Genomic DNA, 24,451 nt, shown 5'->3' with positions numbered 1-24,451 from the left:
TCTGGCTTGTTTGACCGCGTGAGCCCGGCATCGGGACACGTGGTCTCCCTACTTCGGTGATGCAAGAAAGGCCGCTCCACCGTGATCTTCCGAATATTCGGGCTGTCCATCGCCATCACGATCGCCTCGCTGGTGGTCGCATTCATCTATGGCGGCCCCACCGCCCTGTTCCTCACACTCATCCTCGGCATCCTCGAGGTGTCGCTCTCCTTCGACAACGCGGTCATCAACGCGACCGTGCTGCGACGCATGAGCGCGTTCTGGCAGAAGATCTTCTTGACCATCGGTGTGCTGATCGCGGTCTTCGGCATGCGGCTGGTCTTTCCGCTCGTGATCGTCTGGTTGAGCGCCAAGCTGAATCCCGTCGAGGCGCTGCGTCTCGCGCTCAACCCGCCGACCGACGGCTCTCCGACCTACGAGCAGATCATCACCGACGCGCACCCGCAGATCGCGGCGTTCGGTGGCATGTTCCTGCTGATGCTGTTCCTCGGCTTCGTCTTCGAGGAGAAGGAGATCCACTGGCTGCGGTGGATCGAGCGACCGCTCGAGCGCATCGGCAGGCTCGACCAACTCTCCGTTGTCGTCGCTGTGGCCGTCCTCGTCATCACCGCTGAATGGATCGCACCCGACGACGAGCGCTCGACGGTGCTCTTCGCCGGCGTACTGGGTATGACCACCTACATCCTGGTCAACGGGCTCGGCGAACTGTTCAACACCCCAGAAGAGCTCGAAGAAGGCGCCGAATCGGAATCGCTGCCTCGCTCGGGCCCCAGCGAACTCGCCAAGGCGACAGGCAAAGCAGGCTTCTTCCTGTTCCTCTACCTCGAGGTGCTCGACGCGTCGTTCTCGTTCGACGGCGTCATCGGAGCATTCGCCATCACCGCCGACCCGATCATCATCGCGTTGGGCCTCGGCTTCATCGGCGCGATGTTCGTACGTTCGCTGACCGTCTTCCTTGTTCGCAAGGGCACGCTCAGCGAGTACGTCTACCTCGAGCACGGCGCTCACTGGGCGATCGGCGCACTGGCGCTGATCCTCATGTACTCGATCGGCACCCACGTCCCCGAAGTGGTCACTGGCCTTGTCGGCGTCGTACTCATCATCGCGGCTTTGGTCTCCAGCATCATTCGACGCCGCAACCACCCCGAAGACACCCCGGAAGGAAAATCCGATGGCGATCAACATGAACAAGGTGACACTGAGCAAATCGACCCCGACGATCTCGCTCGCCAAAAGGGGTGACGGCCAGGGAAACATGCGCGTCAACCTCAACTGGGACCAGGGGTCCGGTGGAGGTAGATTCTTCAAGCGCTCCTCGGGCATCGACCTCGACCTCGGGGCCATGTATGAGCTCGCCGATGGCAGTAGGGGCGTCGTGCAGGCGCTGGGCAATTCGTTCGGCTCGCTCGATCGCGCGCCCTATATCTTGCTCGACGGCGATGATCGCAGTGGAAGCAGCACCGGCGGCGAGAATCTGCACATCAACCTCTCCGACATCGGACGCTTCCGTCGGGTCCTGATCTTCGCCTACATCTACGAGGGCACCCCGAACTGGTCGTCGGCCAATGGCGTCGTGACACTGTTCCCGAGTTCGGGGCCGCAGGTCGAGGTTCGCCTGGATTCAGCAGACGACCGCGCGGTCTCCTGTGCCATCGCAATGCTCACCAGCAATGGCAACGAGCTCAGCGTCAGCCGCGAGGTTCGCTACATCCAAGGCGCGCAGCGGCACATCGACGAGGCCTACGGCTTCGGGATGAACTGGACAGCGGGCCGCAAGTAGCGCGTACGACGAAACCGCAGAACCCGGTTACGACGACATTCGTTGTCGTAACCGGGTTCTCGTGGTTCATGTGGCAGCTCTGACAGCGCCACGCCTCAGCCCTGCTGCTGCCCCAACTGCCGGGAAACCTCCTGGTTGATCTGCTGCAGACCCGGCACCGAGAGTCCGGACAACTGTCCTTGAATGGTGCGGACGATGGAGAAGTCGCTGCGAACCTTCTCGCTCGACTGCACGAGAACCGTTCCGCTGCCGGTGAAGTCGAACTGCTTTTCCTCACCCGACTGCACACCCATCCGGTGAGCGGTTGCCGCGATGAGGTCGGTGACCCACGACTGGTCGTAGTGGTGACTCGGTGACGGGCAATCCGCCCAGCCCACAAGCGCTTCCGGGTCGACCCGCACCGGGGGTTCGACGAACATGACCGGGCCGTTCGACGATGCGAGGAACTTTCCCGTGCCGAGCAGGGTGAGGAAGCCGGGCACGATCGACTGTTTCAACGAGAGTTGCGGTTGGAACGCAAGGAGATTCGCGGCTCTGATCGTCAGGTTGCCGTCTTCGAGGTCGTAGGAGTTGATGTTGTAGCCACGGTCTCCGATGATCAGCTTCCCGTGTCCCTCGGCCACCACGAAATCGCCGAGATACAAAGGCGCAGAGAACTGTTGGGCCACCATCTTGAGGAGCTGACCGTTCAACCCGTGCTGCAACGAGCTGAACTTCATCTGCCCGTAGAACGCGATCATCGCGCCCTTCGACATGAACCACGGGGAGTTGAGCTCGATGCAGAACGAGTAGTCGTTGCCCTCGATGTTGTCGTCGACCGGCAGCGACATCGGATTCCACACGGTGTTGAGTGCGCTCACAGCTTCTCCTCCGACGCCTGTACGTACACGGTTCCATGACCCGCACACTGCAACTGCATTGCTTCGCCACCGGTTCGGCCGACGTTGCGCCAACTCACGTTCGACGTCAGCGTGGTGGTCACCTGCCCCGCTGCCGCGACATACGCCTGGGGATCGACGGTGACGGGCGGTCGGTCGGGGGCGACACCGAGTTCGAAGACTCCGCCGTGGCCGAGAATCACCACCTGCCCCTGACCGGACAGCTGAGTGGTGAACATGCCCTGCCCAGTGACCGCGCCCGCAGCGGCGGACCGAAGCGATCCGAACAGTCCGCCACCACCGCCTCCACCGCCGCCGCCCTGCGCGGTCACCGACACCACAGACGCCTGCAGGCCGGACGTGTAGGCCAGCGTGCGCGACGCTTCGACCCGGATCAGGCCGCCGACCCTGCCGACGTCGACGATCTCTACCTCGATGCCCCGGAACCCGAAGTGCACGACCCCGTGTCCGGTGGCGAGCAGCGTCGACTCGTGTTCGCCTGCGAGTCGCTGCCCGATGGCACCTCCGATTCCCGACATCCCACCAGAGCCCGCTCCCATACCGGCGATCTGATGCGGCTGAAACCGGACGTCGCCCGTGTAGAACAACATCGCGCCCCTGCGAGCGACCACCGGTCCGGACTGCGCGACGTCGACCGACACGACCTTGCTGTTGACCTTGGTGAACACGTTTCGCCTACCGTTCCGCCGGCTGGATCGACACCACGCCGGTTCCGTCCCAACGCAGCGAGAATGCCTCGCCACTGCCCTGTCCGACGGCCGAACGCCACGACACATCGGTCACGAACGACTGCGAGAGTGCACCGCGCGCACAGACGAACGCGTCGGGGTCGACGATCAGCGGGTACTGCGGCGAGACCTCGAGGTGAATCAGCGGCCCACCGTGCGACACGATGCCCACCTGCCCGTGCCCGCTGACCGTCGTGGTGAACAGTCCTTGACCGGCTGTCGCGCCCTGCATGCCCGCGAACGTGACGTTGGTCTGAAGGTTGCCGTTGAGCACCATCAGTTGCTGCGACTCCACCTGAAGCGTTTCACCGTTGAGCTCGATGATCGTCGTCTCGGCGGCGTTGTGCGCGAAGTAGACGACGCCGGTACCGCCGGCCTCCATGAGTGACAGCGATTCGCCGGTTGCGCGACGCTTGATCCCGGCGACGAGTCCGTCGCCGCCACCGAACCCCGCGGACTTGAAACTGACCTGGCCCTCGAAGGCGACCATCGAACCGGAAAGCGCGCGAACCGAGGTGTTGTTCAGACGCGCCTCGATCACCCGCTTGGATCGCTGTACCAGTTGCACGTTCATCCTCTCGTCGTACCCTGACGAAACTAGTCGATAGCATCAGACGGTGGGCAGTAGGTTCTGGCGACGGGGAGAGCGTGGCAGCTCAGGTGTGCCCGCCGACACCGCTGCGTCCGTCCAACAGATGACCACGGCCTTCCTGGACTCCGAACAGACCTTGAGCAGCATAGACGGTGCGGTCGCAACGGCTCAGGAGCTCGACCCTCGGTCGCGGCTGCGGGGGGAGTGGAATGCGTTGCGAGAGCGCTACTCCCAAGCAACTGACGGCTATCTCAACCTCTCGAATGCACCACGACCGACGCCGAGCGAACTCGCGCGGTGCACAGAAGCGTTGCGGTCACTCCAAGGCGAGATGCAGCGTTTCGCCGACGCGAACGCCACCGAACTCGGCCGTGCGGCGCGCACCGTCGACGAAGTCGCATCGCTCGAACATCGGGCTCAGGTCGCGGCGACGCAGGTGCGCGGCACACTCGCGCAGGCACCAGCGAACCTGACGACGCTGCGGAGCGTCCGCGTCGCCGCCGAGAGGTTCGACGCCGCGCTGGCCGAACAGCGGGCGGCAACGGGTCTGCTCGACAGACGGGCGACCGCTCAACGCGTGCTCGCCGCGCGCCAATCGCTCGACGACGCGCTCGCCGATGCGCCGTCACTCACCGAGCGCGGCCAGCGGGTCATCCGCTCGGTCGACACACGCCGCAGCGGGATCATGACTCGTGCCGAGCGCATGCCGGGCGAACTCTCGACCCTCCGCAGAGAGTTCAGCCTCGAGTGTTCGCTCGATCTGCAAGACAATCAGGAGGTGTTCTCGCGGTTTCTCGCCGCCGCCGATGGCCGATTGGCGCAGGCCCGCTCCCACCTTTCCGACGCCCCTGACCTCGCCATCAGCGAGGCCGAAGCCGCCCGCGACGAACTCGATGGCGCAGAACAGGCCGTGGATGCGGTCGCCGAGAGGCTGCGCGGTCTGCGCGAGGTGCGCGCCGACCCCGGCGCTCTCGAACAGCGCGTGCGATTCCGCCTGCGAGACGCTCAACACTTCGCCGTCGACAACGCTCTGGTTGACGAATGGGGCTCAGTGCTCGATGCTCAGGCCGACCGAATTGTCCGTTCACGGAGTGCCCTCGATCGGGTACATCCGGACTACTGGACGTATTCAACAGAGCTGACAGCAATTGAGCGCCGCATCGTCGAGATCGTCGAGCGGATGAGGGGGCAGGTGGCCAGGCGATGACACTCACAACCGATGCGCCCAGTGCGAGTCGGGCAGGCAACGGCGCCAGGCACTTTCGTCACCTACCTGAGTCGACGCGGGAACGGTTGTTCGTCGCGCAGCCATCGCCGGTCTCTACGTCATGGTCGACCGACCGCCTCGCGATCGCGCTCGGGGCCACCCTCTACGTACCTGCGACGCGTCCCGACCTCGCCGAGGTGATCACCCGCCGGCACGCCGACGGTGTCGTGTCGATGGTCATCGACCTCGAAGACGCTGTCGCCGACGGTGACCAGGCCACCGCCATCGAGAGCGCCGTCGACGCACTACGCCGACTCGATTCGACCGCCGCGGCAGAGATGATGCTGTTCGTTCGCGTCCGTTCGGCCGATCAGATCGCGACCATCAGCGAGGCGATCGGCTCGTCCGACTCGCTCATGGGATTCGTGCTGCCGAAGTTCGACGCCGAGAACGCGCACGAGTTCTTGATTGCGGTGCGGGACGCCGGTATTCGTGCCGGTAGGCACTTCTGGGCCATGCCGGTACTCGAATCCGCGGGGATCGTTCACCGCGAGAGTCGCGAACACCACCTGTCGGTGATCGGCGAGGCTGTCGACGAGCACCGGTCCCGAGTGCTCGCCATTCGCATCGGCGCCACGGACATGTGCGGACTGTTCGGCATCCGCCGCGATCGCGACCTGACCATCTACGACGTCCGCGTTGCCGCAGACGCAATAGCGTCCATCATCAATCGGTTGGGGCGATGTGACTCCTCGGGGCACGTCATCACCGGACCGGTGTGGGAGTACTTCGCCGATCACGAGCGCCTGTTCAAACCGGCACTCCGGCAAACGCCGTTCCAGGAACAGGGCGCCGTGTGGTTCCGCAGCCAGTTGGTTCGCAGAGATCTCGACGGATTGCTGCGGGAGATCGCACTCGACCGCGCGAACGGGATGCAGGGCAAGACTGTCATCCATCCGAGCCATGCCGCCGCGGTGCACGCACTCAGCGCGGTGACCCACGAGGAGTACCACGACGCGCTCGACGTACTCGCCTCCGACACCGGCGGCGTGCAGGCATCGACGTATCGGAACAAGATGAACGAACGTAAGCCACACCGGAATTGGGCGTCGCGGGTGATCGACAGGGCAGCCGTGTTCGGGGTCACCCACCCCGGCGTCGGCTTCGTCGACCTCCTCACCGCGATGGATCTCTCGTGACAGCTACCGGTTCCCCCGCAGCACACGTCGTCGACTCCGCGGACACGTCGAGCTGGGTCGCCGACACCTTCGGGGTGAGGATCGCAGACACCACTGTCGACCCTCGATCCGACTGGAGCATGGACGAACTCGTCGTCCTCGGACTGCGCCGCAATCGCAGGCGCGCACACCTGCTCGTGTCGACTGTTCTCGGCAAGCACATCCCCACCCCTCCAGAACGCGTCCGACGGGCCGCAGACGACCTCGCAGCGCTCATCCGTGATCGCATCGGCGCCGACGCGGCTGACAAGTCGACGGTCCTCGGGTTCGCGGAGACGGCAACGGGCTTGGGCCACTCCGTCTTCCATGGGCTCACCGCTCACGCGTATCTGCACTCCACTCGTCGACGCCCACCGGGAGCGCTCACCGTCGGGTCGTTCGAAGAGGGCCACTCGCACGCGACAACTCATCTGTTGCAGCCGAGTTCGATCGAGTTGCTGTCCGCCAACCCCGACAGTCCGTTGATCCTCGTCGACGACGAGATCTCTACCGGGACAACCGCGTTGCGCGCCATCACCGCGATACACGAGATCACCGGCAGACGTGACTATGTGGTCGCTTCGCTCGTCGACCTGCGATCACCCGAACATCTTTCAGCTACAGCCGATTTCGCGTCCAACAATGGCGTCCGAATCGAGTACGTGTCGCTTGCGCAGGGCAGCATCAACCTTCCGGAAGGGCTCACCGACGCGGTGTGGGAGTCACCCTCGACGCAACTCAACCCGATCGGCGTCCGGGGTGAGGTCACCACGGTGGCACTACCGTGGCCCGCCGATGTGCCCGAGGGCGGACGCCATGGCTTCCTACATTCGGACACAACGGGATTCACCAACGCTGTCGACGAAGCGGTGGCGACACTGCTGCCAGAACTCGAGTCGTCGACAAGCACTGTGGTGGTTGGCCACGAGGAGCTGATGTATCTGCCGCTCTGCATCGCCGAGGGGCTTGCACATGCCGGCATCCCCACGACGTTCCAGACCACCACGCGCTCACCCGCATTCGTCCGCGACGTCGACGGCTACCCGCTGCGCCGCGGCCTGACCTTTACCGCGCCCGAACACGACCCCGGTACACCGCGATTCGTCTACAACCTGCTCGACCCAGACGGCTCGCCCGACCTTCCGCGGATCGTGTTGATCATCGACGACCCCGCCGACACCCCCGACCTGACGGCACCGGGTGGGGTCCTCGATGTGATGACCGCGGCAGGCCACGACGTCGTCGTCGCGAAAGTTACTGCCACCGGCCAATGCGCGCTGCGCGACGCACGGAGCGACTCGTGACAGCTCAGCGACTCACCCCACCGCAAGCGCGGAACTCCGAGCTACGCGGACCGGACTTCGGTTCGTACGCACCCGATGAGGTGACCTGGCTCCTGAAAGACCTCTCGCATATCGAACTCGAGGCCGACCTGGCGGTCCGAGAGCGCCGAATCCAGGCGGGCACAGCGCATTACGCGGAGTCGTTGCCCATCGAGTATCAGCCGGGAGCCGCATACCAGCAGTTGTTTGCCGACACCCTCGACGACTCGGCGCAGCGCCTCGCGCACGCTGTCGGCGTCGTCGGAGAGCTCATCGTTGCCGAGCGACATCGCGAGCCGACGCTGGTGTCGCTCGCGCGGGCAGGCACGCCCATCGGAATCCTGCTGAGACGCTGGTTGCGCCATGTTCATGGCTGGGCCGCACCGCATTACACGATCTCGATAGTTCGCGACCGCGGCATCGACACGGTCGCCCTCGACCACATCACCGACCGCCACGACCCCACATCCGTGGTGTTCATCGATGGGTGGACAGGCAAGGGCGCGATCCAGCGCGAGCTGACGGCCGCGCTCGACGCCTACGCTCGAGACGGTGGGCCACGCCTCGCCGACGAACTCGCCGTTCTCGCCGACCCCGGCTTCGCCACCACCACCTTCGGTACGCGCGACGACTTCCTCATCGCCTCGGCGTGCTTGAATTCGACCGTCTCCGGGCTGATTTCACGAACGGTCCTCAACGCCGACCACATCGGCCACGGCGAGTTCCACGGCGCCAAGTTCTATCGCCACCTCGCCGAACACGACATGTCGAACCACTTCCTCGACGTCGTGTCCGCGCAGTTCGACGTGGTGCGCGACGCCGTCGCCTCGCACGTCTCGGCTCTGGATGCCGCCGATCGCACGCCGACCTGGGCGGGCTGGGAATCCGTGGAGGCAATCCGCGCAGAGTACGGACTCTCGTCGGTGAACTTCGTCAAGCCCGGTGTCGGGGAGACCACACGGGTACTGCTGCGGCGCGTACCGTGGCGCGTTCTTGTGCGAGACAACGACCTACCCGAGCATCGACACATTCGAATCCTCGCCGCCGAGCGCGGAGTACCCGTCGAAGTGCGCGCCGACCTCGCGTACTCCTGCATGGGTTTGATCAAGGAGGACTCGTGACCGGATTGGTGGCGAGCGATCTGGACCGTACGCTGATCTATTCGCGTGACGCCATGGGAGAGAATCAGTTCCGCGATACGTCGCCGGTGTGCGTCGAGATCTACCGCGACGCTCCGCTCTCGTACATGACGAGTTCGGCGATCGCGCTTCTCACCGATCTTCGTGCGCACGCACCCTTCGTTCCGGTGACTACACGGACTCCCGAGCAGTTCGGCCGTGTCCAGCTCCCGGGAGGAACACCTCACTACAGTGTCGTCAGCAGCGGCGGCCGCATCCTCGTCGACGGTGTCGACGACCACAGGTGGCGAAGCGGCGTCGAACGTGCCGTTGCCGCTGGTTCTGCGCCGCTCGATGAAGTTGTTGCGCGATTGGCCGTTGTGGCAGAAGAGGATTGGGTGAGCACGCTGCGTACCGCCGACGACCTGTTCTGCTACCTGGTCGTCGACACCAAGCGCCAGCCTGAGCACTTTCTGCCCGAGTGGGAGCGGTGGTGTGCCCGGCACGGGTGGGTCGCCTCCCAGCAGGGTCGCAAGATCTACGCCGTGCCCGAGGCGGTCACCAAATCCGCTGCCGTCGAGGAGGTATGCCGACGCTGCGTCGACGATGGTCTGTTGTCAGCTGGCGACCCGGTCTTCGCCGCGGGCGACGGCAGGCTCGACGTCGACCTACTGGAGTTTGCCCATGCCGGTATCCGGCCCGCTCACGGCGAGTTGGCCGAGTTGGATTGGCAGCATCCGACGGTGACCGTCACGGCACAGTCGGGTGCGCTGGCAGGTGAAGAGATACTCGAATGGTTACTCGACGCAGTGACCCGACAAGCAAGGACGGCGATATGACGACAGTGTTGTCGAAAGGCCAGAACGCACCGCTACCTGCGGGCGAGATCGCGATCTCCGTGGATGTTGCTGCGCCGGTTGATCTCTCGGCGCTGTTGGTCACTCCCGATATGCGCGTGCGCTCCGACGCCGACTTCGTCTTCTACAACCAGCCAACCGGAGCAGGCGTCACGCTTGCGCCCGCCACCGGCCGGCAGACGCTACGGATCACACCCGCCGCGGTGCCCGCCGAGATCCACGCGGTGCGCGCGGTGATCACACTCGACGACGCGTCGTCGTCCTTCGGTAGGACGCCACCGCCCATCGCGCGTGTCTTCGACGCCGCGGGCACCGAGCTGTTCTCGTTCACCATCCCCGACCTGAGCAGCGAGACCGTCGTGGTGGCAGTTGAGGTCTATCGCCGGGACACGGGGTGGAAGGTGCGCTCCATCGGCCAGGGCTACGCGGGCGGTTTCGCCGATCTCGTTCGGGATCACGGGGTTTCGGTCGACGACGCCCCCGCCGCTGCCGCGCCCGCTGCGCCCGCGCCTGCTCCGCCGGTGCCGCCTGCTCCGTCCGTGCCGCCGGCTCAGTTCACTCCTCCGCCGGCCCCACCGCAGGCGCAGCCCGCCCCACCACAGCAGCCTGCCGAGATCAGCCTGTCCAAGAACAAGCGCGTCAACCTGGCCAAGGGTCAGAAGGTGACGTTGCGCAAGGATGGCGGCGTCGCGCTCACCCAGGTCCGCATGGGACTCGGATGGGACCCGGTCAAGCAGCGTGGCTTCTTCGGCGGCGGGTCGCAGAGCATCGACCTCGACGCATCGGTGTTGATGTATTCGCGCGGTTCGCTCGCCGAGACCGTCTTCTTCGGCCATCTTCGGAGTCGGGACAACTCGATCGTCCACTCCGGTGACAACCTGACCGGGGCGGGCGAGGGCGACGACGAGGTGATCCGCGTGAACCTGCAGGCGATCCCACCGCAGATCGACAATCTCGCGTTCATCGTGACGTCGTACCGCGGGCAGACCTTCGAGGCGATCGACAACGCCTTCTGCCGACTCGTCGACGACACGACCGGCGCCGAGTTGGCGCGCTTCACGCTGCAGGGCGGGATGCCGTTCACCGGCGTCCTCATGGCTGTGATGTCGCGCAGCGGCGGGGACTGGAAGATGCGCGCCGTCGGCGACGGCTTCAAGGCCAAGACCCCGCGGGCCGCGGAGAAGTACCTCGGCCGGTACCTGGAGTAGGGCTGCGAGTAGGGCGCAGCGGTCACATCGTTGCCGCCGATGAGCTGGCGGCGTCGGCGCGAACGCGGTCGATGGCGACGACGAGCGAGATGATCATCGCTTCGAGCGCGTCGTCGAAGATGTCGACCTCGTAGGTGTCGCCCCAGCTGAGCCACTTCTTGCGAATACTGGCGACCCGCTGACCACTGCGCGACACGTCGAAGTTCATGTCCCACCAGTCACCGGAGACTTCCAGCGCAGCACCCTCGATGAAGTACTTCGGCTTGAAGCTGAACTCCTTGCGGATCGTCGCGACCTCGACGCCCTGCATCTCGACCGTGAACCGTGGCAGCAGACTGAACGCGGTCTTCGTGATCTCCGCGATCGGAGCGCCTGATCCGTCGGTCACGGTGAAGCGCTTCGGCACCCGCATGAAGCTGCCCTGCACTTAGTAGCGCGGTTGCTCGGACTCGCCGAACACCGTGAACTTCTCGCCGACCGAGAAGACCTTCTGCTTGATGTACAGCCTCGACACGATGCACCCTCTTCCGCCGTACCGCCCACCATAGCGACGCCCGAGAATGCCGAGTGGGCGCTTCGGAGCGTCGACTGGGCGCTCGAGAGTGTCGACTGGGCGCTTCTGAGCGTCGACTGGGCGCTCGAGAGTGTCGACTGGGCGCTTCTGAGCGTCGACTGTGCATAGGCCGACGCGATCAGCCACAGTGGAAAGGTGCCCGACAACGCCACGAACGAGTCATCCGTCGCGCCACCGCGCGAGCCCGATTACCGCTTCACGCTCGCAAATGAGCGCACGTTCCTCGCGTGGCAACGCACGGCCCTCGGACTCCTCGCCGCCGCGATCGCTGCGTTGCAGTTCCTGCCCGATCCGACGCACCCCGCGTTTCGGTACGGACTCGGACTGGCTCTCGGACTCCTCGCAATCGTCGTGTCCGCGGGCGGCCTCATCCGGTGGAAGCAGAACGACGACGCGATCCGACACGAGCGGCCACTGCCGAGAAGCTCACTGATTGCAGTGCTGGGTGTCGCATTGACGGTGATCGCAGCGGCAGCGGTCATCACCGCATTGATCGTCGCGCGGCCATGAGCGATCGGTCCGACCCCGCGATGCGCGCCGGATTGCAACCACAGCGCACCGACCTCGCATGGAGCAGAACGTCATTCGCGATTCTCGTCAACGGTCTTCTCGTCGCCGGTCGCGAGGTGTTGCGACCGAGTTCGTCTCCGACGCCGCTGATTTACGCGCTCTGTGCCGTCGCGGCCGTCGCCTCCGTCGTGGTTGACGTCATCGGACGTCGACGTCGGCGAGTGCTCGGCGAGCACTCCGCCCCGCTCCACCGCTCGGACACAGCGGCCATCATGACGACGGCTGTCGCGGTGCTGACGACGATCGTCGTGCTTCTCACCGCTGCGCTCGTATAGGAAGGGTCGACGGAGAGTCGGCCGCGAACTTCCGGTTGCCCAGACGCTCGGATTCCGCGCCTGTGGGCAACCGCAACCGAGGCTCCGACCTAGATACGACGACGCCCGCCCGGGTTATCGCAGGTCGTCGAGCGTGCCCGTCGGAACGTGAATCCAGCCCTCGCGGTGGGCGATCGGCAGGTCGTCCGCCGACGGAAGTCCAGTGCCCCCGAGACTTGCCGCACGGGCGATCAGTGCGGTGACGACGGCGTCGAATGCGTTGTCGTTGACGGCCATGAGTGCAGAGTGTGACTCCAGGTCGAGCCACGGTGCCGCCGCTCGCAGGTCGTCGACGAGCCCGGCCAGCACGGCGCGATGCGTCGAACGCTTGTATCCCCGCGACGTCAGTCCCCAATGATTCAGTGCGCCAGCGGGATACGCTTCGATGGCCCAGCCGTCGACCCGGTCCGACACACCGAGGTCGGCAAGCAGACCCGCGCAGCGGAACGCTACGTGCGCGATCTGATCCGCGGATACGCTGAGCGGTCGCCCGAGCCCGTGCTCGACGAGGTAGCGATCAGTGCGTCGGTATGCGAGAGGGCGACGTGACGCGATGTCGTCGAGCCGCGAATCCTTCGGCGTATCGCCCCGGTGGTGAGCGCTGACGAACTCGACGAAGGCGTCGGGCCACCCGAACGGCGAGTCGATGCCGCAGCGATCAGCGGCGTCGACGAGCGCACGGATCGTCGAATCGTCTGCGGGAGTGACCAATTCGCGGAGCACAGCCGAATACCCACCGTGTTCACGCCATTCGACGACGGCGACTGCGGTCGACGCGGGCGAGGCAGAGAGGTCGACGCCCGCGGTGATCACGCTCAGATCTTTCCGTCGAGGAACTCCGCGTAGGCAGGAAGGTCGAGTTGACCATGACCCGACAGACCGATCACGACGACCTGCTCGGCAGGATTGTCGGCGACGTGTTGGGCGCACGCGGCGATGGCGTGCGTCGACTCGGGCGCGGGCACGATGCCCTGCGTGCGCGCGAACTGCACGCCCGCGGCGAACGCGTCGTGCTGATCGATCGCCACTCCCTGCACCAGGCCCTGCTCGACGGTGTGGCTCAACGCGGGCGCCATGCCGTGGTAGCGCAGACCACCTGCGTGGATGGGGTCGGGCACGAAATCCATTCCGAGAGTGTGCATCTTGAGAAGTGGAGTCAGTCCCGCGACGTCGCCGTGGTCGTAGCGGTATTCGCCCTGCGTGATCGACGGGCACGCGGAGGGTTCCGCGGCGATCACCCTCGGGTTCGACCGACCGTGGATCTTCTCGCGCAGGAACGGGAACGACAGACCAGCCAGATTGGAACCGCCACCCGCACAACCGAATACGACGTCGGCACCACCGGGTTCGACGGCGACGAGCTGTTCGACAGCCTCCTGACCGATCACACTCTGGTGCAGCACAACGTGATTGAGCACGCTGCCGAGCGCGTACCGGGCGTCGGGGTCGTTGGCAGCGACCTCGACGGCCTCACTGACGGCCATCCCGAGACTGCCCGTGGTGTCGGGGGTCTTCGCGAGAATCGCGCGGCCCGACTCGGTCAGCGTCGACGGGCTCGAGTGAATCGTGCCGCCGTACGTGCGGATCAGATAGCCGCGGTAGGGCTTCGATTCGTAAGAGGCGCGCACCTGCCAGACCTCGACGTCGATGCCGAACTGTGCACCAGCGAACGCGAGCGCACTGCCCCACTGGCCGGCCCCGGTCTCGGTGGTGAGCTTCCGGACACCGTCGACGCTGTTGTAATACGCCTGCGCGACAGCGGAATTGGTCTTGTGCGAGCCGACGGGGCTGACGCCCTCGTACTTCACGTAGATTCGCGCGCCCGTGTTGAGTGACTCCTCGAAGCGTCGCGCACGGATGAGCGGCGATGGCCTCCACATCTTGTAGATCTCGCGCACCGGTTCGGGGATCTCGATGTACGGCTCGGTCGAGACCTCCTGCGCGATCAGTCCGCTCGGGAAGAGCGCGACCAGGTCGTCGGGTCCGACGGGCTCTTTGGTGCCCGGATGCAGGTGCGGCGGGATCGGCTCGGAGAGCTCGGCCGCGAGGTTGTACCAGTGCGTCGGCACGTCCACGGTGATGAGGTCCGGGTTGCTTGCGTCCACGTGCATCGTCATGCGGACACTCTAGTCCGCGTGCGGGCCGCGCCGCGGGCGATGTCGGCGCTCGGCGTCGGGCCGGGTGGTTGGGCCCGCGCACGGCTGCTCGACGTCGGGTGGCGCGACTACCCGACGTCGGGCGCGCCTAGTCCCGCGAGCCGCTCGGGGATGACCACTTCCAGTCGCGCACCTCGGGGAGGTCCTCGAAGTGCTCGCGGACGTAGTCGTGGTGGCGGGCGAGCTGGTTGTTGCAGTACGCCACCAGCTCCTCGGCCTTCTCAGGGGCACGGCGAGCTCGACGCAGCGCCTCGATCACCAGGTGGTAGCGGCTCATCTTGTTGAGCACCACCATGTCGAACGGTGTTGTGGTCGTGCCCTGTTCGGAGAAGCCGCGCACGTGGAAGCGACCCGGATGGGTACGCCCGTGCACCAACTGGTGGATCGCGCGCGGGTAGCCGTGGAAGCCGAACACAACGTCGACGTCGCGCGTGAACAGCTCGTTGAACTTGTCGTCGGAGAGTCCGTGCGGGTGATCATTCTGCGGCAGCAGCACCATCAGGTCCATCACGTTCACGACACGCACACGCAGGTACGGCACCCACTCGCGAAGTAACTGCGCGGCGGCGAGGATCTCCTGGGTCGGGACGTCGCCCGCGCTCGCGAGCACGATGTCGGGCAACTCGCCCTCGACGTTCTCGGTGCCTGCCCAATCCCAGATCGACGCTCCGGCGGCGGCCTGCTTGTTGGCCTCCTCCAGCGACAGGTACTGCAGGTGGGGCTGCTTGTCGACGACGATCAGGTTGACGTGATCGCGGCTGCGGAAGCAGTGATCGGAGATCGACAGCAGCGAGTTCGAGTCCGGCGGCAGCCACACCCGAACCACCTCGGGCGAGAGTGGCAGCACGAGGTCGATCAGTCCGGGGCCCTGGTGGGAGAACCCGTTGTGGTCGTTTCGCCAGCACGTCGACGTCAGCAAGATGTTGAGCGACGCGACGGGCTCACGCCACGGGAGCGTCGCCGCGTGCTGCAACCACTTGGTGTGCTGCACCACCATCGACGCGCTCACCATCGCGAACGCCTCGTAGGTCGCGAACACTCCGTGCCGACCGGTCAACGTGTAGCCCTCGAGCCAGCCCTGGCACAGGTGCTCGCTGAGCACCTCCATCACACGACCCGACGGCGAGAGGTTGTCGTCGTATTCGGTGACCGGAAGCTGCCACGCGCGGTCGGTGACCTCGAAGACCGCTCCGAGTCGATTACTCGACGTCTCGTCCGGGCAGAAGAGTCGGAACGTGCCTCCGCCGTCGGCGTCGGAGTTCTGCGTGTAGATGTCGCGCATGAACTCGCCGAGAACACGGGTCGTTTCGAACGAGACGTCGCCGGGTTCGGGAATGTCGAGTGCGTACTGCTCGATCGGTGGCAGTCGCAGCGGCGAGAGCAACCGTCCGCCGTTGGCATACGGCGTCGCACCCATCCGGAGATCACCCACAGGTGCAAGCGAGGCAATCGATTCGACGATGGCGCCGTTGTCGTCGAAGATCTCCTCCGGCTTGTACGACTTCAGCCACTCCTCGAGGATCGCGAGGTGCTCGGGGTTCTCCCGCACACCCGACAGCGGCACCTGATGCGCCCAGTGCGTGCCCTCGATCTTCTTGCCGTCGACCTCTTTCGGTCCAGTCCAGCCCTTGGGTGTGCGCAATACGATTGCGGGCCAGTGGGTGTCGGGCAGCGTCGACCCGGCGCCGTCGGCGCGCGCCTCGGACTGGATCTCACCGATCCGACGACGGGCCTCCACGATCGCAGCACGCAGATCGGAGAACACCTGAGCCGGATCGTCGCCCTCGACGAACGTCGGGATCCAGCCCTGACCGCGCAGGTAGTCGGTCACCTCGGCATCGGTACTGCGGCCGAGGACCGTCGGACCTGCGATCTTCGCTCCATTGAGGTGCAGGATCGGCAGCACGGCGCCGTCGCGCGCGGCGTTGAGGAAGGCGGGAATCTTCCACGATCCCGACAGCGGTCCGGTCTCGGCCTCACCATCGCCGATGACACATGCGACGGTCAGGTCGGGATTGTCGTAGGCCGCGCCCGCTGCGTGTACCAGTGCATATCCGAGCTCGCCGCCCTCGTGGATACTTCCCGGGGTCTGCACGCTCACGTGACTCGGGATGCCGCCGGGCGTCGAGAACTGACGGCAGAGACGCTTCACGCCGTCGGCGTCGAGAGAGATCTTCGGGTAGACCTCGGTGTAGGTGCCTTCGAGGTAGGTGTTCGCGACAAGCGCCGGGCCGCCATGTCCGGGGCCGGTGATGTACAGCCACGAACTGTCGGACTCCTTGATGATCCGATTCAGCACCGTATAGATCGCCGAGAGTCCCGGGCTGGTTCCCCAGTGGCCGAGCAGCCGAGGCTTGATGTGGTCGCGCGAAAGTGGTTCGCGCAGCAAGACATTGTCTTGCAGATAAATCTGGGCGACGGTGAGGTAATTCGCCGCCGCCCACCATCGCAGGTCGGCGTCAAGATCCGCCTGCTCGTACGCGCGCTGTTGGGTGGAGACCTCGGTCATGCGGGTTCCCTTCGAACTCGTCGACTCCTGATGGTGCTCTTATCCATTCCCCCTTCCATCAGTTCTACGCGGACACCAAGCCGCGCGCGCGACTCTTCACCGTAAATTCGCCCAGAGTGTTACCCGGGAGTGGTATTTGCCGGAGATCTCACCCCGGCAGCCGGTACACCTGTCGTGGACGGCCCGTGCTGCCGTAGTGCAGAGACATGAGCAGCCTGCCACTGTCGACGAGCGCCGCGAGGTGACGCCGCGCAGTCGCGGGTGAGACCCCGATTCGTGCTGAGACCTCGTCGGCGAACATCGGCTCGCCAGCGGTGAACTGGTCGAGGATCGTGCGCTCGGTGTGCGAACCGCTGTCGCCGGCGTGAGTGACGGGTCGAGTACCCGTGCGCATGGCCGACAGCGCGGCGTCGACGGCCACCTGGTCGATGTGCTCAGCGCTGAGTGCACGCCGGTAGTGGGCGTAGCCGGCAAGACGTCGTGCGAGTTCGGTGTCGTCGAACGGTTTGATGAGGTAGGTGAGGGCACCGGCACGCAGCGCTCGACGCACAGCGGCTGCATCGGTCTCTGCACCGGCGATGAAGCAGTCACACTCCAACTCGGCGAGGAGGTCGATCCCGGAGCCGTCGGGCAGATGAACGTCGAGCAAGACCAGGTCGGTGTCGGGATGCGAAGCGAGGGCCTCGCGGGCCTGCGTGAGCGACCCTGCCGTCGCGGTGACCCGGAAGCCGCGCAGTGCGGTGACGATCGCCGCGTGGAGTCCGGCGACGCGAAAGTCGTCGTCGACGATCAACACCCCGAGTTGGCGCATTGGAGTACTCATCGGGCAACCACCGTCGAATCGAACACGCCGGGGATTCGTGCAACGATAACCGCACCGCCCCAACGGTTTTCAACGTCGTTCCGACGCTCTCCACCAGGATCGACGACGACGATGTCGCCTCCCAGTCGCCGGGCGAGTTGCCGCGACAACGCCAGACCCATTCCTCGTCCTCCCGGCACCGACGGGGCTTCCTTTGTCGTGACACCGTCGGAGAAGATGGTTGCGGGATCGTCGAATCCGATTCCCGGCCCCGAATCGGTGACGGTGACCAGCAATTCGTCGCCCTCCGTAATCGCGTCCACGTCGACGTGTGGTCGTGAATCGTTGTCGACATCGGACTCTCCGATGCGTTGCGCTGCGGCATCAATCGCGTTGTCGACGAGATTGCCGACGACGGTCGTGACGGTGATCGGATCGAGCAGCGTCCCGCGCACCCACGTCTGATCGCCGAGACCGAGTACGACGCCGCGTTCCCTGGCATGAGAGGCCTTGGCGTCGAGGAATGCGGCGAGATGGGGCTCTTCGATGTTCTCGATTCCTTCCAGACCGAAATGACCTGCACTGCCCGTCAATTCGGATAGGTATGCGCGCGCCTCGTCGACGTGGCCGCGACGCAGGAGGCCGGCGAGTACGTGCAGCCGATTCGCCGTCTCGTGACGTTGCGCGCGCAATGCCGTACTCATCGCGCCCATCGAATCGATCTCGCGGGTGAGCTCTTCGATGTCGGTGCGATCGATGATCGACGCGACGATACCGAGGTCACGCCCGTCGACATCGACGCGGTGCGACGACACCAGCACAATGCGGTCGCCGACGGTCGCGGCGACCGGGTCGGGGGTCGGGGTGCGCAGTACAGCCCTGATCCGGTCGCTGAGCTTGAGATCGTCGACGCTGGTACCGACATCATCAGCGATGTCGAGCAGCTGACGTGCCTTGTCGTTGATGACGCGCATGACACCGGTCGCGTCGACAGCCAGGACGCCGTCGGCCATGGCATGCAGCACGGCACCCTGATCGCGGACCAGTTCGGCCAGTTCGTCGGGCTCGAGACCCAAAGTGAGCCGACGCCAGCGACGCGCGAGCAGGATTGATCCCACCGCGCCGACGGCCAGCGCCGCCAGAGCGATCAGCACCGTGGTCCCGATTGCCCGACGCGTCGCTGCCGCAAGGTCGGCCGTCGAGACACCCACGCTCACCAGTCCGACAACGCGACCGTCGTCGACGATGGGCACCTTCGCGCGCACGGACTCGCCGAGCGTGCCGCGATCGGTGGTGATGTCGGCCTGCCCCGACAGCGCCTTGGTGGGATCGGTCGACACGTGCTTCCCGACCTCGCCCCGATCGGGGTGCGACAACCGGATGCCGTTGGCGTTCGCGATCACGACGAACAACGCTCCGGTCCGCTCACGCACGGCAGACGCCTGGGCTTGAATCGGACCGTTCGCCAGTTCGCTGACGTCGAGGTCGCTGCGGTCGCTTTCCGCGACCTCGCTGACCGTTTCGCGATCGGCCGCCACCGACTGCGCGATCGCGAGCGCGCGTTGCGCGTACTCGTCGCGGCTACGGTCGTCGGTACCCGCGAGCACGACGCCGAAACCGACGCCGAGGCTCACCGCGATGACGGACAGTTGCAGCAGAAGAACCTGCGTCCGTAATCGCATGTGTAGAGCCTAGGCGTCGGCAGTGGCGCGGCGGTTGGAGTTCGAACTCAGAACGGGATCGCGCCGACCGCGACGCCCACAGCGAGCATCGTCACCGATACCAGTGCTGCTCGCCACAGGACCTTCTTGTGATGGTCGGCCAGTGACACCCCCGCGAGCGCGACCAGCAGGAGTATCGCGGGCACTAGCGGGCTCTGCATGTGAACGGTCTGGCCGGTGATCGAGGCGCGTGCCATCTCTGCGGGATCGATGCCGTACCGCGAGGCGGTCTCCGAGAGGACCGGAAGGACACCGTAATAGAACGCATCGTTACTCATCAGGAATGTCAACGGCATCGAAACGATCCCGATGACGATTGCCATGTGCGGACCCATCGCGCTCGGAATCCCGTCGGCCATCCAATGTGCGATGGCGTCCACCATCCCGGTCCCACTGAACACTCCGGTCAACACCGCAGCGGCGAGCACCATCGCGACCACCGAGACGATGCTCGAACTGTGGCGTGTGATGGCCTCCTGTTGATCTTTGATGTGCGGGAAATTCACGGCAAGCGCGATGGCCGCGAAGATCATGAACAGAACAGGGATCGCGACGATATCGGCTCCGAGGATCGCCAGCAGGGCGACCGTCAGCGTCGCATTGACCCAGACCAGTTTGGGCCGCAACGTCTTTCGATTCGGATCGAGAACCCCGGTGAACGCCGACTCCCCGTCGCCATCCGACAGCGTGGCGACATCGCCTGTGCTGGAGTCGGTTCCGCCCGAACCAGTCGAGAGACCTGGTCGGTTGTTCGACGTCGTCCCTGAGCCGCCGACTCCAGCGGCAACCAGTTCACCGCGCGGCACCAGTACCGCGTCGTCGACTTCCAGACGCCCGATCCGACGACGCTCCAAGACGCCGAGGTGATAGGCGAAAGCCAGGACAACCAGCAGCGCGGCTCCGAGTGCGGGGAGCATGGGCAGGAAGATGTCATTGGTGTCGATCTTCAGCGCACTCGCGGCACGGGCCGTCGGGCCTCCCCACGGAAGTATGTTCATCGTGCCGTTCGCGAGACCTGCCACGACGGTGAGGACGACGGGGCTGACGCGCAGTTTCAGATAGAGCGGTAAGAGCGCGGCGGTGGTGATGATGAACGTCGTCGAGCCGTCGCCGTCGAGCGAGACGACCATCGCGAGCACCGCGGTGCCGACGACCAACCGTGCCGGATCATGCCCGACCATCCGAACCACCAGCCGAACGATGGGATCGAAGAGTCCGACATCGATCATGATCCCGAAGAAGATAATCGCAAAGAACAACATCGCCGCTGTGGGGGCGAGTTCTTTGATCCCGTCGGTGATCATGTCGCTGATGCTGAGGCCGGCACCGGCGAACAGCCCGAACGCGACAGGGACGAGGATCAGCGCGACCACAGGGGTCGCGCGTTTGGTGATGATGAGGAACATGAACGTGGCGACCATGCCCAACCCGAGTGCTACCAACATTTCCGTGCTCTTTCTCGTGTCGTACGCGAGCGGTGTGTTGCCCGTTACTGATCGAGTGTCGGGGTAGTCCAGATCACAGTGAAGCTTGTGCGCGTAAGACACGTTTTGCGCGTTCTGCGCACGGGAAACGGACTGCCACTCAGTCCGGAAGCATCGGGGCGTCGTCGCCGTGGTGGCGCCCCAGGAGTACGCCGCGGGTTACGGCGTCGCGGCCGAATCGCGTTCTCAGATCGTCCATCGCTGTGTCGAGGTGAGCGCCCCGACCGCTGAGTGGACTCGACGCCCCGACAGCGCGCACCCGGCGGTCGGCAGGGTCGGGTTGGTCGAACGGCAGGGTGAGCTGTATCGAGTCGCGCTCGTCGAGTCCGGTGAGCGACAACCCGATCAACGTGCACCCGCGGTCGCGGATCACGGGCAGGGCGTCGTCGAGCAATCCGCGCGCCGACGACATGATCACGTCGGTGCGGTCTGTGACGTCGGAGAGTGTCCGCGATCGGGTTGCACGCGAGAAGTCGTCGAATCGGAGACGCAATACGACTGTGCGACAGACTCGTTCGGCATTGCGGAGCCGACGTCCCAAGCGTTCGACGATAGCGACGACGGTCGCCTCGAGGTCGGCTTCACTCTTCGGTCGACGACCGAGCGCCCGCTGCGATCCGATCGACGAGCGTCGACGCCCGGTCTCGACGCGGCGCGGGTCGGTGGCCATCGACAGCGCGAAGAGGTGACGCGCAGAGCCCGGCCCGACGATGTGCTTGAGTGAGCGCTCCCCGAGCCGGGCGATCCCGCCGACCGTGGTGACGCCCGCGTCGTGGAGTTTGGCCTCGGTCACCGGCCCGACGCCCCACAGTCTCCGAACCGGCAGCGGGTGCAAGAACGCAATCTCGGTTCCCGGTGCCACCTCGAGCAGCCCGTCGGGTTTGCCGACGGCGCTGGCAACCTTCGCGAGGAATTTGGTGCGCGCAAGACCCACGGTGATCGGCAGTCCCACGTCGTCGCGGACGCGTGTGCGCAGGCGCTCCGCGATCTCGACCGGCGTTCCCGAGACTCGACGCAGGCCCGCGACGTCGAGGAACGCCTCGTCGACCGAGATGCCCTCGACGATGGGTGTGGTGTCGTGGAAGATCTCGAAGACCGCGCGGCTGGCCTCGACGTAGGCGTCGAAGCGTGGCGGCACCACGATTGCGCGCGGGCACAGCGCCCGCGCCTCGTGGCCCGGCATCGGCGACCGCACGCCGAACGCCTTGGCCTCGTAGCTTGCCGCGAGCACGACACCACCACCGACAAGCACCGGCCGGCCACGTAGCGCCGGGTTGTCGCGCTGCTCGACCGACGCATAGAACGAGTCGAGATCGGCGTGCAGTATCGACGCCTCGTGCCGCTCGCGTCGCTCGATCCGCATAGAACACATGTTCGCATGCGGGTCTGACATTCTCTACACCCGAACAGCCCGGCTCACCCCGTGCGAGACCTCCGCCGCCACGCGTCCTTGTCGGTGGCGCGGTCGTCCTGAACCGCGGGAGGCCAGGTGGCAGCGCCCAGCTCGCGCGAGGTGTTGCGGGCGACGTCACGCAGCATGGACGCGACCGACGACTCGAGAGGCCACTGCTCGACGTCGGCGACGACGCCGACAGCTCCGATCGGACCACCCATCCGGTCGGTCAACACGGCTGCGAGTTCACACTCTCCGAGCACAGCCTCTTCGACTGACTCGGCGAGACCGGTCGCGCGCACATCGGCAAGCGTCGCGCGCAGGACCGCGGGGTCGGTGAGCGTCGAGCCGGTCATGTCACGCAGGTCGGCGCCGAGAATGTCGTCGGTCAGCTTGGCGTCGAACGCCATGACGGCCTTGCCCAGCGCCGACGCATGCGCGGGGATGACGATTCCAACCTCGGGCATCTGCCGCGAACCGTCGAGCCTCGGCTGGTGATGGACCACCACGACGTCGTCGATCAGCATCACCGCGGTGCGGACCGCGAGTCCGCTGCGTCGTGCGAGATCCTCGGCCCACGGCGCGATCCGCGCGCGCAGTTCGAGACTGTCGAGGTAGACGTTGCCGAAGGTGAGAACCGCAGGTCCGAGGCGGTAGCGACCCGAGTCGCGCTCCTGCACGACCATTCGGTGGGCGAGCAGCGTGCGGACGATGCCGTGGACGGTCGACGGCGGCAGCTCGAGCCTCTCGGCGATCTGTCCGAGACTCATCCTGTGGTCGCCCGCAAGCACCGTGAGCACGCGGAGCGCGCGGTCTACGGACTGAATCATCCCGACATTCTCGCAGCAATCGCTTCAGCCATCTGCCCGAGGCGAGATCTCCTCGGTTCCATCTGTGAAAAGTATTGCCCGTCACATCTCGTGTGGCGTAGTGTGACGTTTCATTCGATAATGCCGAATGAATCAATCGGCGTCACCGCGCGCCCCCGGTAGGAGTTGTGGCTCATGAAGAAGTTCATCAACGAGCCGGCCGATGTGCTGGCCGACGCTCTGCGCGGGGTTGCGGCCGCGCATCCCCGACTGCGCGTCGACCACGAGAACAGGGTGATCTTCCGTGCCGAGGGACCGCGCAGAGGAAAGGTCGGGTTGGTCTCGGGCGGAGGCAGCGGCCATGAGCCGCTCCACGGCGGCTTTGTCGGCCCGGGGATGCTCGACGCCGCCGCCTGCGGCGAGGTCTTCACCTCGCCGGTTCCCGACCAGATCCTGGCCGCGACCAGCGGCGTCGACGGCGGCGTTGGCGTGCTGCACATCGTGAAGAACTACAGCGGCGACGTGATGAACTTCGAGATGGCCGCGGAGCTCGCCGACGTCGAGGTGGTGTCTGTCATCGTCGACGACGATGTGGCTGTCACCGACAGCAGCTTCACCGTCGGTCGACGCGGCGTCGCGGGCACGGTCTTCGTCGAGAAGATCGCCGGGGCGGTAGCCGAGCGCGGCGCCGACCTCGCCGAAGTCGCCCGACTGGCACGCAAAACAGATGACAACGCGCGCACCATGGGCCTCGCCCTCACCTCCTGCACGGTCCCCGCGGTCGGTCACCCCACGTTCGATCTGCCCGAGAATCAGATCGAACTCGGCGTCGGCATCCACGGCGAACCGGGCCGCAAACGCGTCGAACTGCCTTCGGCGAACGAGATGGCGCAGATGCTTATCGATCCGGTTCTCGCAGACCTCGACTTCACCGTCGGTGAGAACGGGGTAGTCCTGCTGGTCAACGGCCTCGGTGGGACACCCCTGATCGAGCTCTATCTGATGTGCGCCGAGTTCTCACGACTCCTCGACGCCGCAGGCATCACGGCAACGCGCACCCTCGTCGGCAACTACGTCACCAGCCTCGACATGGCGGGCTGTTCGGTCTCGCTGCTGCGACTCGACGACGAGCTCACCGAACTATGGGACGCTCCGGTCGACACACCGAACCTGCACTGGGCTTGATCGAAA

24 protein-coding genes are annotated in these 24,451 nt (G+C 65.5%); 11 read left to right on the top strand and 13 right to left on the bottom strand.

The genetic code is table 11. The annotated features are described in order from the left end of the window. Positions 1 to 81 precede the first annotated feature (81 nt). Positions 82 to 1,242, top strand: a complete 1,161-nt coding sequence (locus ABW18_RS12395) for a DUF475 domain-containing protein (protein WP_049699259.1) — start codon at positions 82 to 84, stop codon at positions 1,240 to 1,242. Continuing rightward, the gene (locus ABW18_RS12390) at positions 1,172 to 1,780 is read left to right on the top strand and encodes a TerD family protein (protein ID WP_049699258.1); all 609 of its coding nucleotides are present in this window, start codon (positions 1,172 to 1,174) and stop codon (positions 1,778 to 1,780) included. Before ABW18_RS12395 ends, ABW18_RS12390 begins: the two co-directional genes overlap by 71 nt. A gap of 95 nt (positions 1,781 to 1,875) precedes the next feature. Here the strand turns inward: ABW18_RS12390 and ABW18_RS12385 are convergent, their stop codons facing one another. The 3 genes from ABW18_RS12385 to ABW18_RS12375 are packed head-to-tail and all read right to left on the bottom strand — an operon-like array spanning position 1,876 to position 3,975. After that, the gene (locus tag ABW18_RS12385; RefSeq protein WP_049699257.1) at positions 1,876 to 2,640 is read right to left on the bottom strand and encodes an AIM24 family protein; all 765 of its coding nucleotides are present in this window, start codon (positions 2,638 to 2,640) and stop codon (positions 1,876 to 1,878) included. Beyond that, the gene (locus ABW18_RS12380; RefSeq protein ID WP_049699256.1) at positions 2,637 to 3,347 is read right to left on the bottom strand and encodes an AIM24 family protein; all 711 of its coding nucleotides are present in this window, start codon (positions 3,345 to 3,347) and stop codon (positions 2,637 to 2,639) included. Before ABW18_RS12380 ends, ABW18_RS12385 begins: the two co-directional genes overlap by 4 nt. Positions 3,348 to 3,354: 7 nt before the next feature. Further along, complete coding sequence (locus ABW18_RS12375) at positions 3,355 to 3,975, bottom strand: AIM24 family protein (RefSeq protein WP_049699468.1); 621 nt, start codon at positions 3,973 to 3,975, stop codon at positions 3,355 to 3,357. Positions 3,976 to 4,102: 127 nt separating this feature from the next. On the opposite strand from ABW18_RS12375, the gene ABW18_RS12370 reads away from it, so the two are divergent. From ABW18_RS12370 to ABW18_RS12345, 6 genes are read left to right on the top strand one after another with little or no spacing between them, the layout of a single operon-like run. Further along, positions 4,103 to 5,206 (top strand): hypothetical protein, encoded by a 1,104-nt coding sequence (locus ABW18_RS12370; protein WP_049699467.1) that lies wholly within the window; start codon positions 4,103 to 4,105, stop codon positions 5,204 to 5,206. Further along, the gene (locus tag ABW18_RS12365) at positions 5,203 to 6,405 is read left to right on the top strand and encodes an HpcH/HpaI aldolase/citrate lyase family protein (protein ID WP_049699255.1); all 1,203 of its coding nucleotides are present in this window, start codon (positions 5,203 to 5,205) and stop codon (positions 6,403 to 6,405) included. Before ABW18_RS12370 ends, ABW18_RS12365 begins: the two co-directional genes overlap by 4 nt. Next, the gene (locus ABW18_RS12360) at positions 6,402 to 7,727 is read left to right on the top strand and encodes a phosphoribosyltransferase family protein (RefSeq protein ID WP_049699254.1); all 1,326 of its coding nucleotides are present in this window, start codon (positions 6,402 to 6,404) and stop codon (positions 7,725 to 7,727) included. The genes ABW18_RS12365 and ABW18_RS12360 overlap by 4 nt, the downstream gene beginning before the upstream one ends. After that, positions 7,724 to 8,866 (top strand): cysteine protease StiP family protein, encoded by a 1,143-nt coding sequence (locus tag ABW18_RS12355; protein WP_049699466.1) that lies wholly within the window; start codon positions 7,724 to 7,726, stop codon positions 8,864 to 8,866. The genes ABW18_RS12360 and ABW18_RS12355 overlap by 4 nt, the downstream gene beginning before the upstream one ends. After that, the gene (locus ABW18_RS12350) at positions 8,863 to 9,702 is read left to right on the top strand and encodes an HAD family hydrolase (protein WP_049699253.1); all 840 of its coding nucleotides are present in this window, start codon (positions 8,863 to 8,865) and stop codon (positions 9,700 to 9,702) included. Before ABW18_RS12355 ends, ABW18_RS12350 begins: the two co-directional genes overlap by 4 nt. Next, on the top strand, positions 9,699 to 10,928 hold the full coding sequence (locus tag ABW18_RS12345) for a TerD family protein (protein WP_152930081.1): 1,230 nt from the start codon (positions 9,699 to 9,701) through the stop codon (positions 10,926 to 10,928). The genes ABW18_RS12350 and ABW18_RS12345 overlap by 4 nt, the downstream gene beginning before the upstream one ends. Positions 10,929 to 10,950: 22 nt before the next feature. Here the strand turns inward: ABW18_RS12345 and ABW18_RS12340 are convergent, their stop codons facing one another. Then, a complete protein-coding gene (locus tag ABW18_RS12340; RefSeq protein ID WP_338043843.1) occupies positions 10,951 to 11,355 on the bottom strand; it encodes an LURP-one-related/scramblase family protein in 405 nt (134 codons plus the stop codon). After that, positions 11,356 to 11,628: a hypothetical protein gene (locus ABW18_RS23170; protein WP_235434365.1), complete on the bottom strand. Its 273-nt coding sequence runs from the start codon at positions 11,626 to 11,628 to the stop codon at positions 11,356 to 11,358. A gap of 9 nt (positions 11,629 to 11,637) precedes the next feature. Between ABW18_RS23170 and ABW18_RS12335 the strand changes: the two genes are divergently transcribed. After that, positions 11,638 to 12,012: a YidH family protein gene (locus tag ABW18_RS12335; RefSeq protein WP_049699251.1), complete on the top strand. Its 375-nt coding sequence runs from the start codon at positions 11,638 to 11,640 to the stop codon at positions 12,010 to 12,012. Next, positions 12,009 to 12,347, top strand: coding sequence for a DUF202 domain-containing protein (locus tag ABW18_RS12330; RefSeq protein ID WP_049699250.1), 339 nt, complete (start codon positions 12,009 to 12,011; stop codon positions 12,345 to 12,347). Before ABW18_RS12335 ends, ABW18_RS12330 begins: the two co-directional genes overlap by 4 nt. 114 nt (positions 12,348 to 12,461) lie before the next feature. On the opposite strand, the gene ABW18_RS12325 is transcribed toward ABW18_RS12330, so the two are convergent. The 8 genes from ABW18_RS12325 to ABW18_RS12290 form a co-directional block, all read right to left on the bottom strand. Further along, a complete protein-coding gene (locus tag ABW18_RS12325) occupies positions 12,462 to 13,199 on the bottom strand; it encodes a DUF429 domain-containing protein (RefSeq protein WP_049699249.1) in 738 nt (245 codons plus the stop codon). Positions 13,200 to 13,201: 2 nt separating this feature from the next. Beyond that, a complete protein-coding gene (locus tag ABW18_RS12320; protein WP_049699248.1) occupies positions 13,202 to 14,503 on the bottom strand; it encodes a TrpB-like pyridoxal phosphate-dependent enzyme in 1,302 nt (433 codons plus the stop codon). Between the two features lie 127 nt (positions 14,504 to 14,630). Beyond that, the gene (locus tag ABW18_RS12315; RefSeq protein ID WP_049699247.1) at positions 14,631 to 17,051 is read right to left on the bottom strand and encodes a phosphoketolase family protein; all 2,421 of its coding nucleotides are present in this window, start codon (positions 17,049 to 17,051) and stop codon (positions 14,631 to 14,633) included. A gap of 148 nt (positions 17,052 to 17,199) precedes the next feature. After that, a complete protein-coding gene (locus ABW18_RS12310) occupies positions 17,200 to 17,874 on the bottom strand; it encodes a response regulator (protein ID WP_235434364.1) in 675 nt (224 codons plus the stop codon). Beyond that, complete coding sequence (locus tag ABW18_RS12305; protein ID WP_049699245.1) at positions 17,871 to 19,535, bottom strand: sensor histidine kinase; 1,665 nt, start codon at positions 19,533 to 19,535, stop codon at positions 17,871 to 17,873. The genes ABW18_RS12310 and ABW18_RS12305 overlap by 4 nt, the downstream gene beginning before the upstream one ends. Positions 19,536 to 19,582: 47 nt before the next feature. After that, positions 19,583 to 21,019 carry a CitMHS family transporter gene (locus tag ABW18_RS12300; RefSeq protein ID WP_049699244.1) on the bottom strand — a complete coding sequence of 479 codons (1,437 nt, stop codon included), beginning with the start codon at positions 21,017 to 21,019 and terminating at the stop codon, positions 19,583 to 19,585. 139 nt (positions 21,020 to 21,158) lie between these two features. Then, the gene (gene dinB, locus ABW18_RS12295) at positions 21,159 to 22,421 is read right to left on the bottom strand and encodes a DNA polymerase IV (RefSeq protein ID WP_049699243.1); all 1,263 of its coding nucleotides are present in this window, start codon (positions 22,419 to 22,421) and stop codon (positions 21,159 to 21,161) included. Positions 22,422 to 22,474: 53 nt separating this feature from the next. Further along, positions 22,475 to 23,281: an IclR family transcriptional regulator gene (locus ABW18_RS12290; RefSeq protein WP_049699242.1), complete on the bottom strand. Its 807-nt coding sequence runs from the start codon at positions 23,279 to 23,281 to the stop codon at positions 22,475 to 22,477. 174 nt (positions 23,282 to 23,455) lie between these two features. Between ABW18_RS12290 and dhaK the strand changes: the two genes are divergently transcribed. Then, the gene (gene dhaK / locus ABW18_RS12285) at positions 23,456 to 24,445 is read left to right on the top strand and encodes a dihydroxyacetone kinase subunit DhaK (protein WP_049699241.1); all 990 of its coding nucleotides are present in this window, start codon (positions 23,456 to 23,458) and stop codon (positions 24,443 to 24,445) included. Positions 24,446 to 24,451: the final 6 nt, after the last annotated feature.

The sequence above is a fragment of the Gordonia jacobaea genome (assembly GCF_001186365.1).
GTDB lineage: Bacteria > Actinomycetota > Actinomycetes > Mycobacteriales > Mycobacteriaceae > Gordonia > Gordonia jacobaea.
The sequence above is the reverse complement of the archived record's forward strand: the minus strand, read 5'-3'. Positions and strand labels throughout refer to the sequence as shown.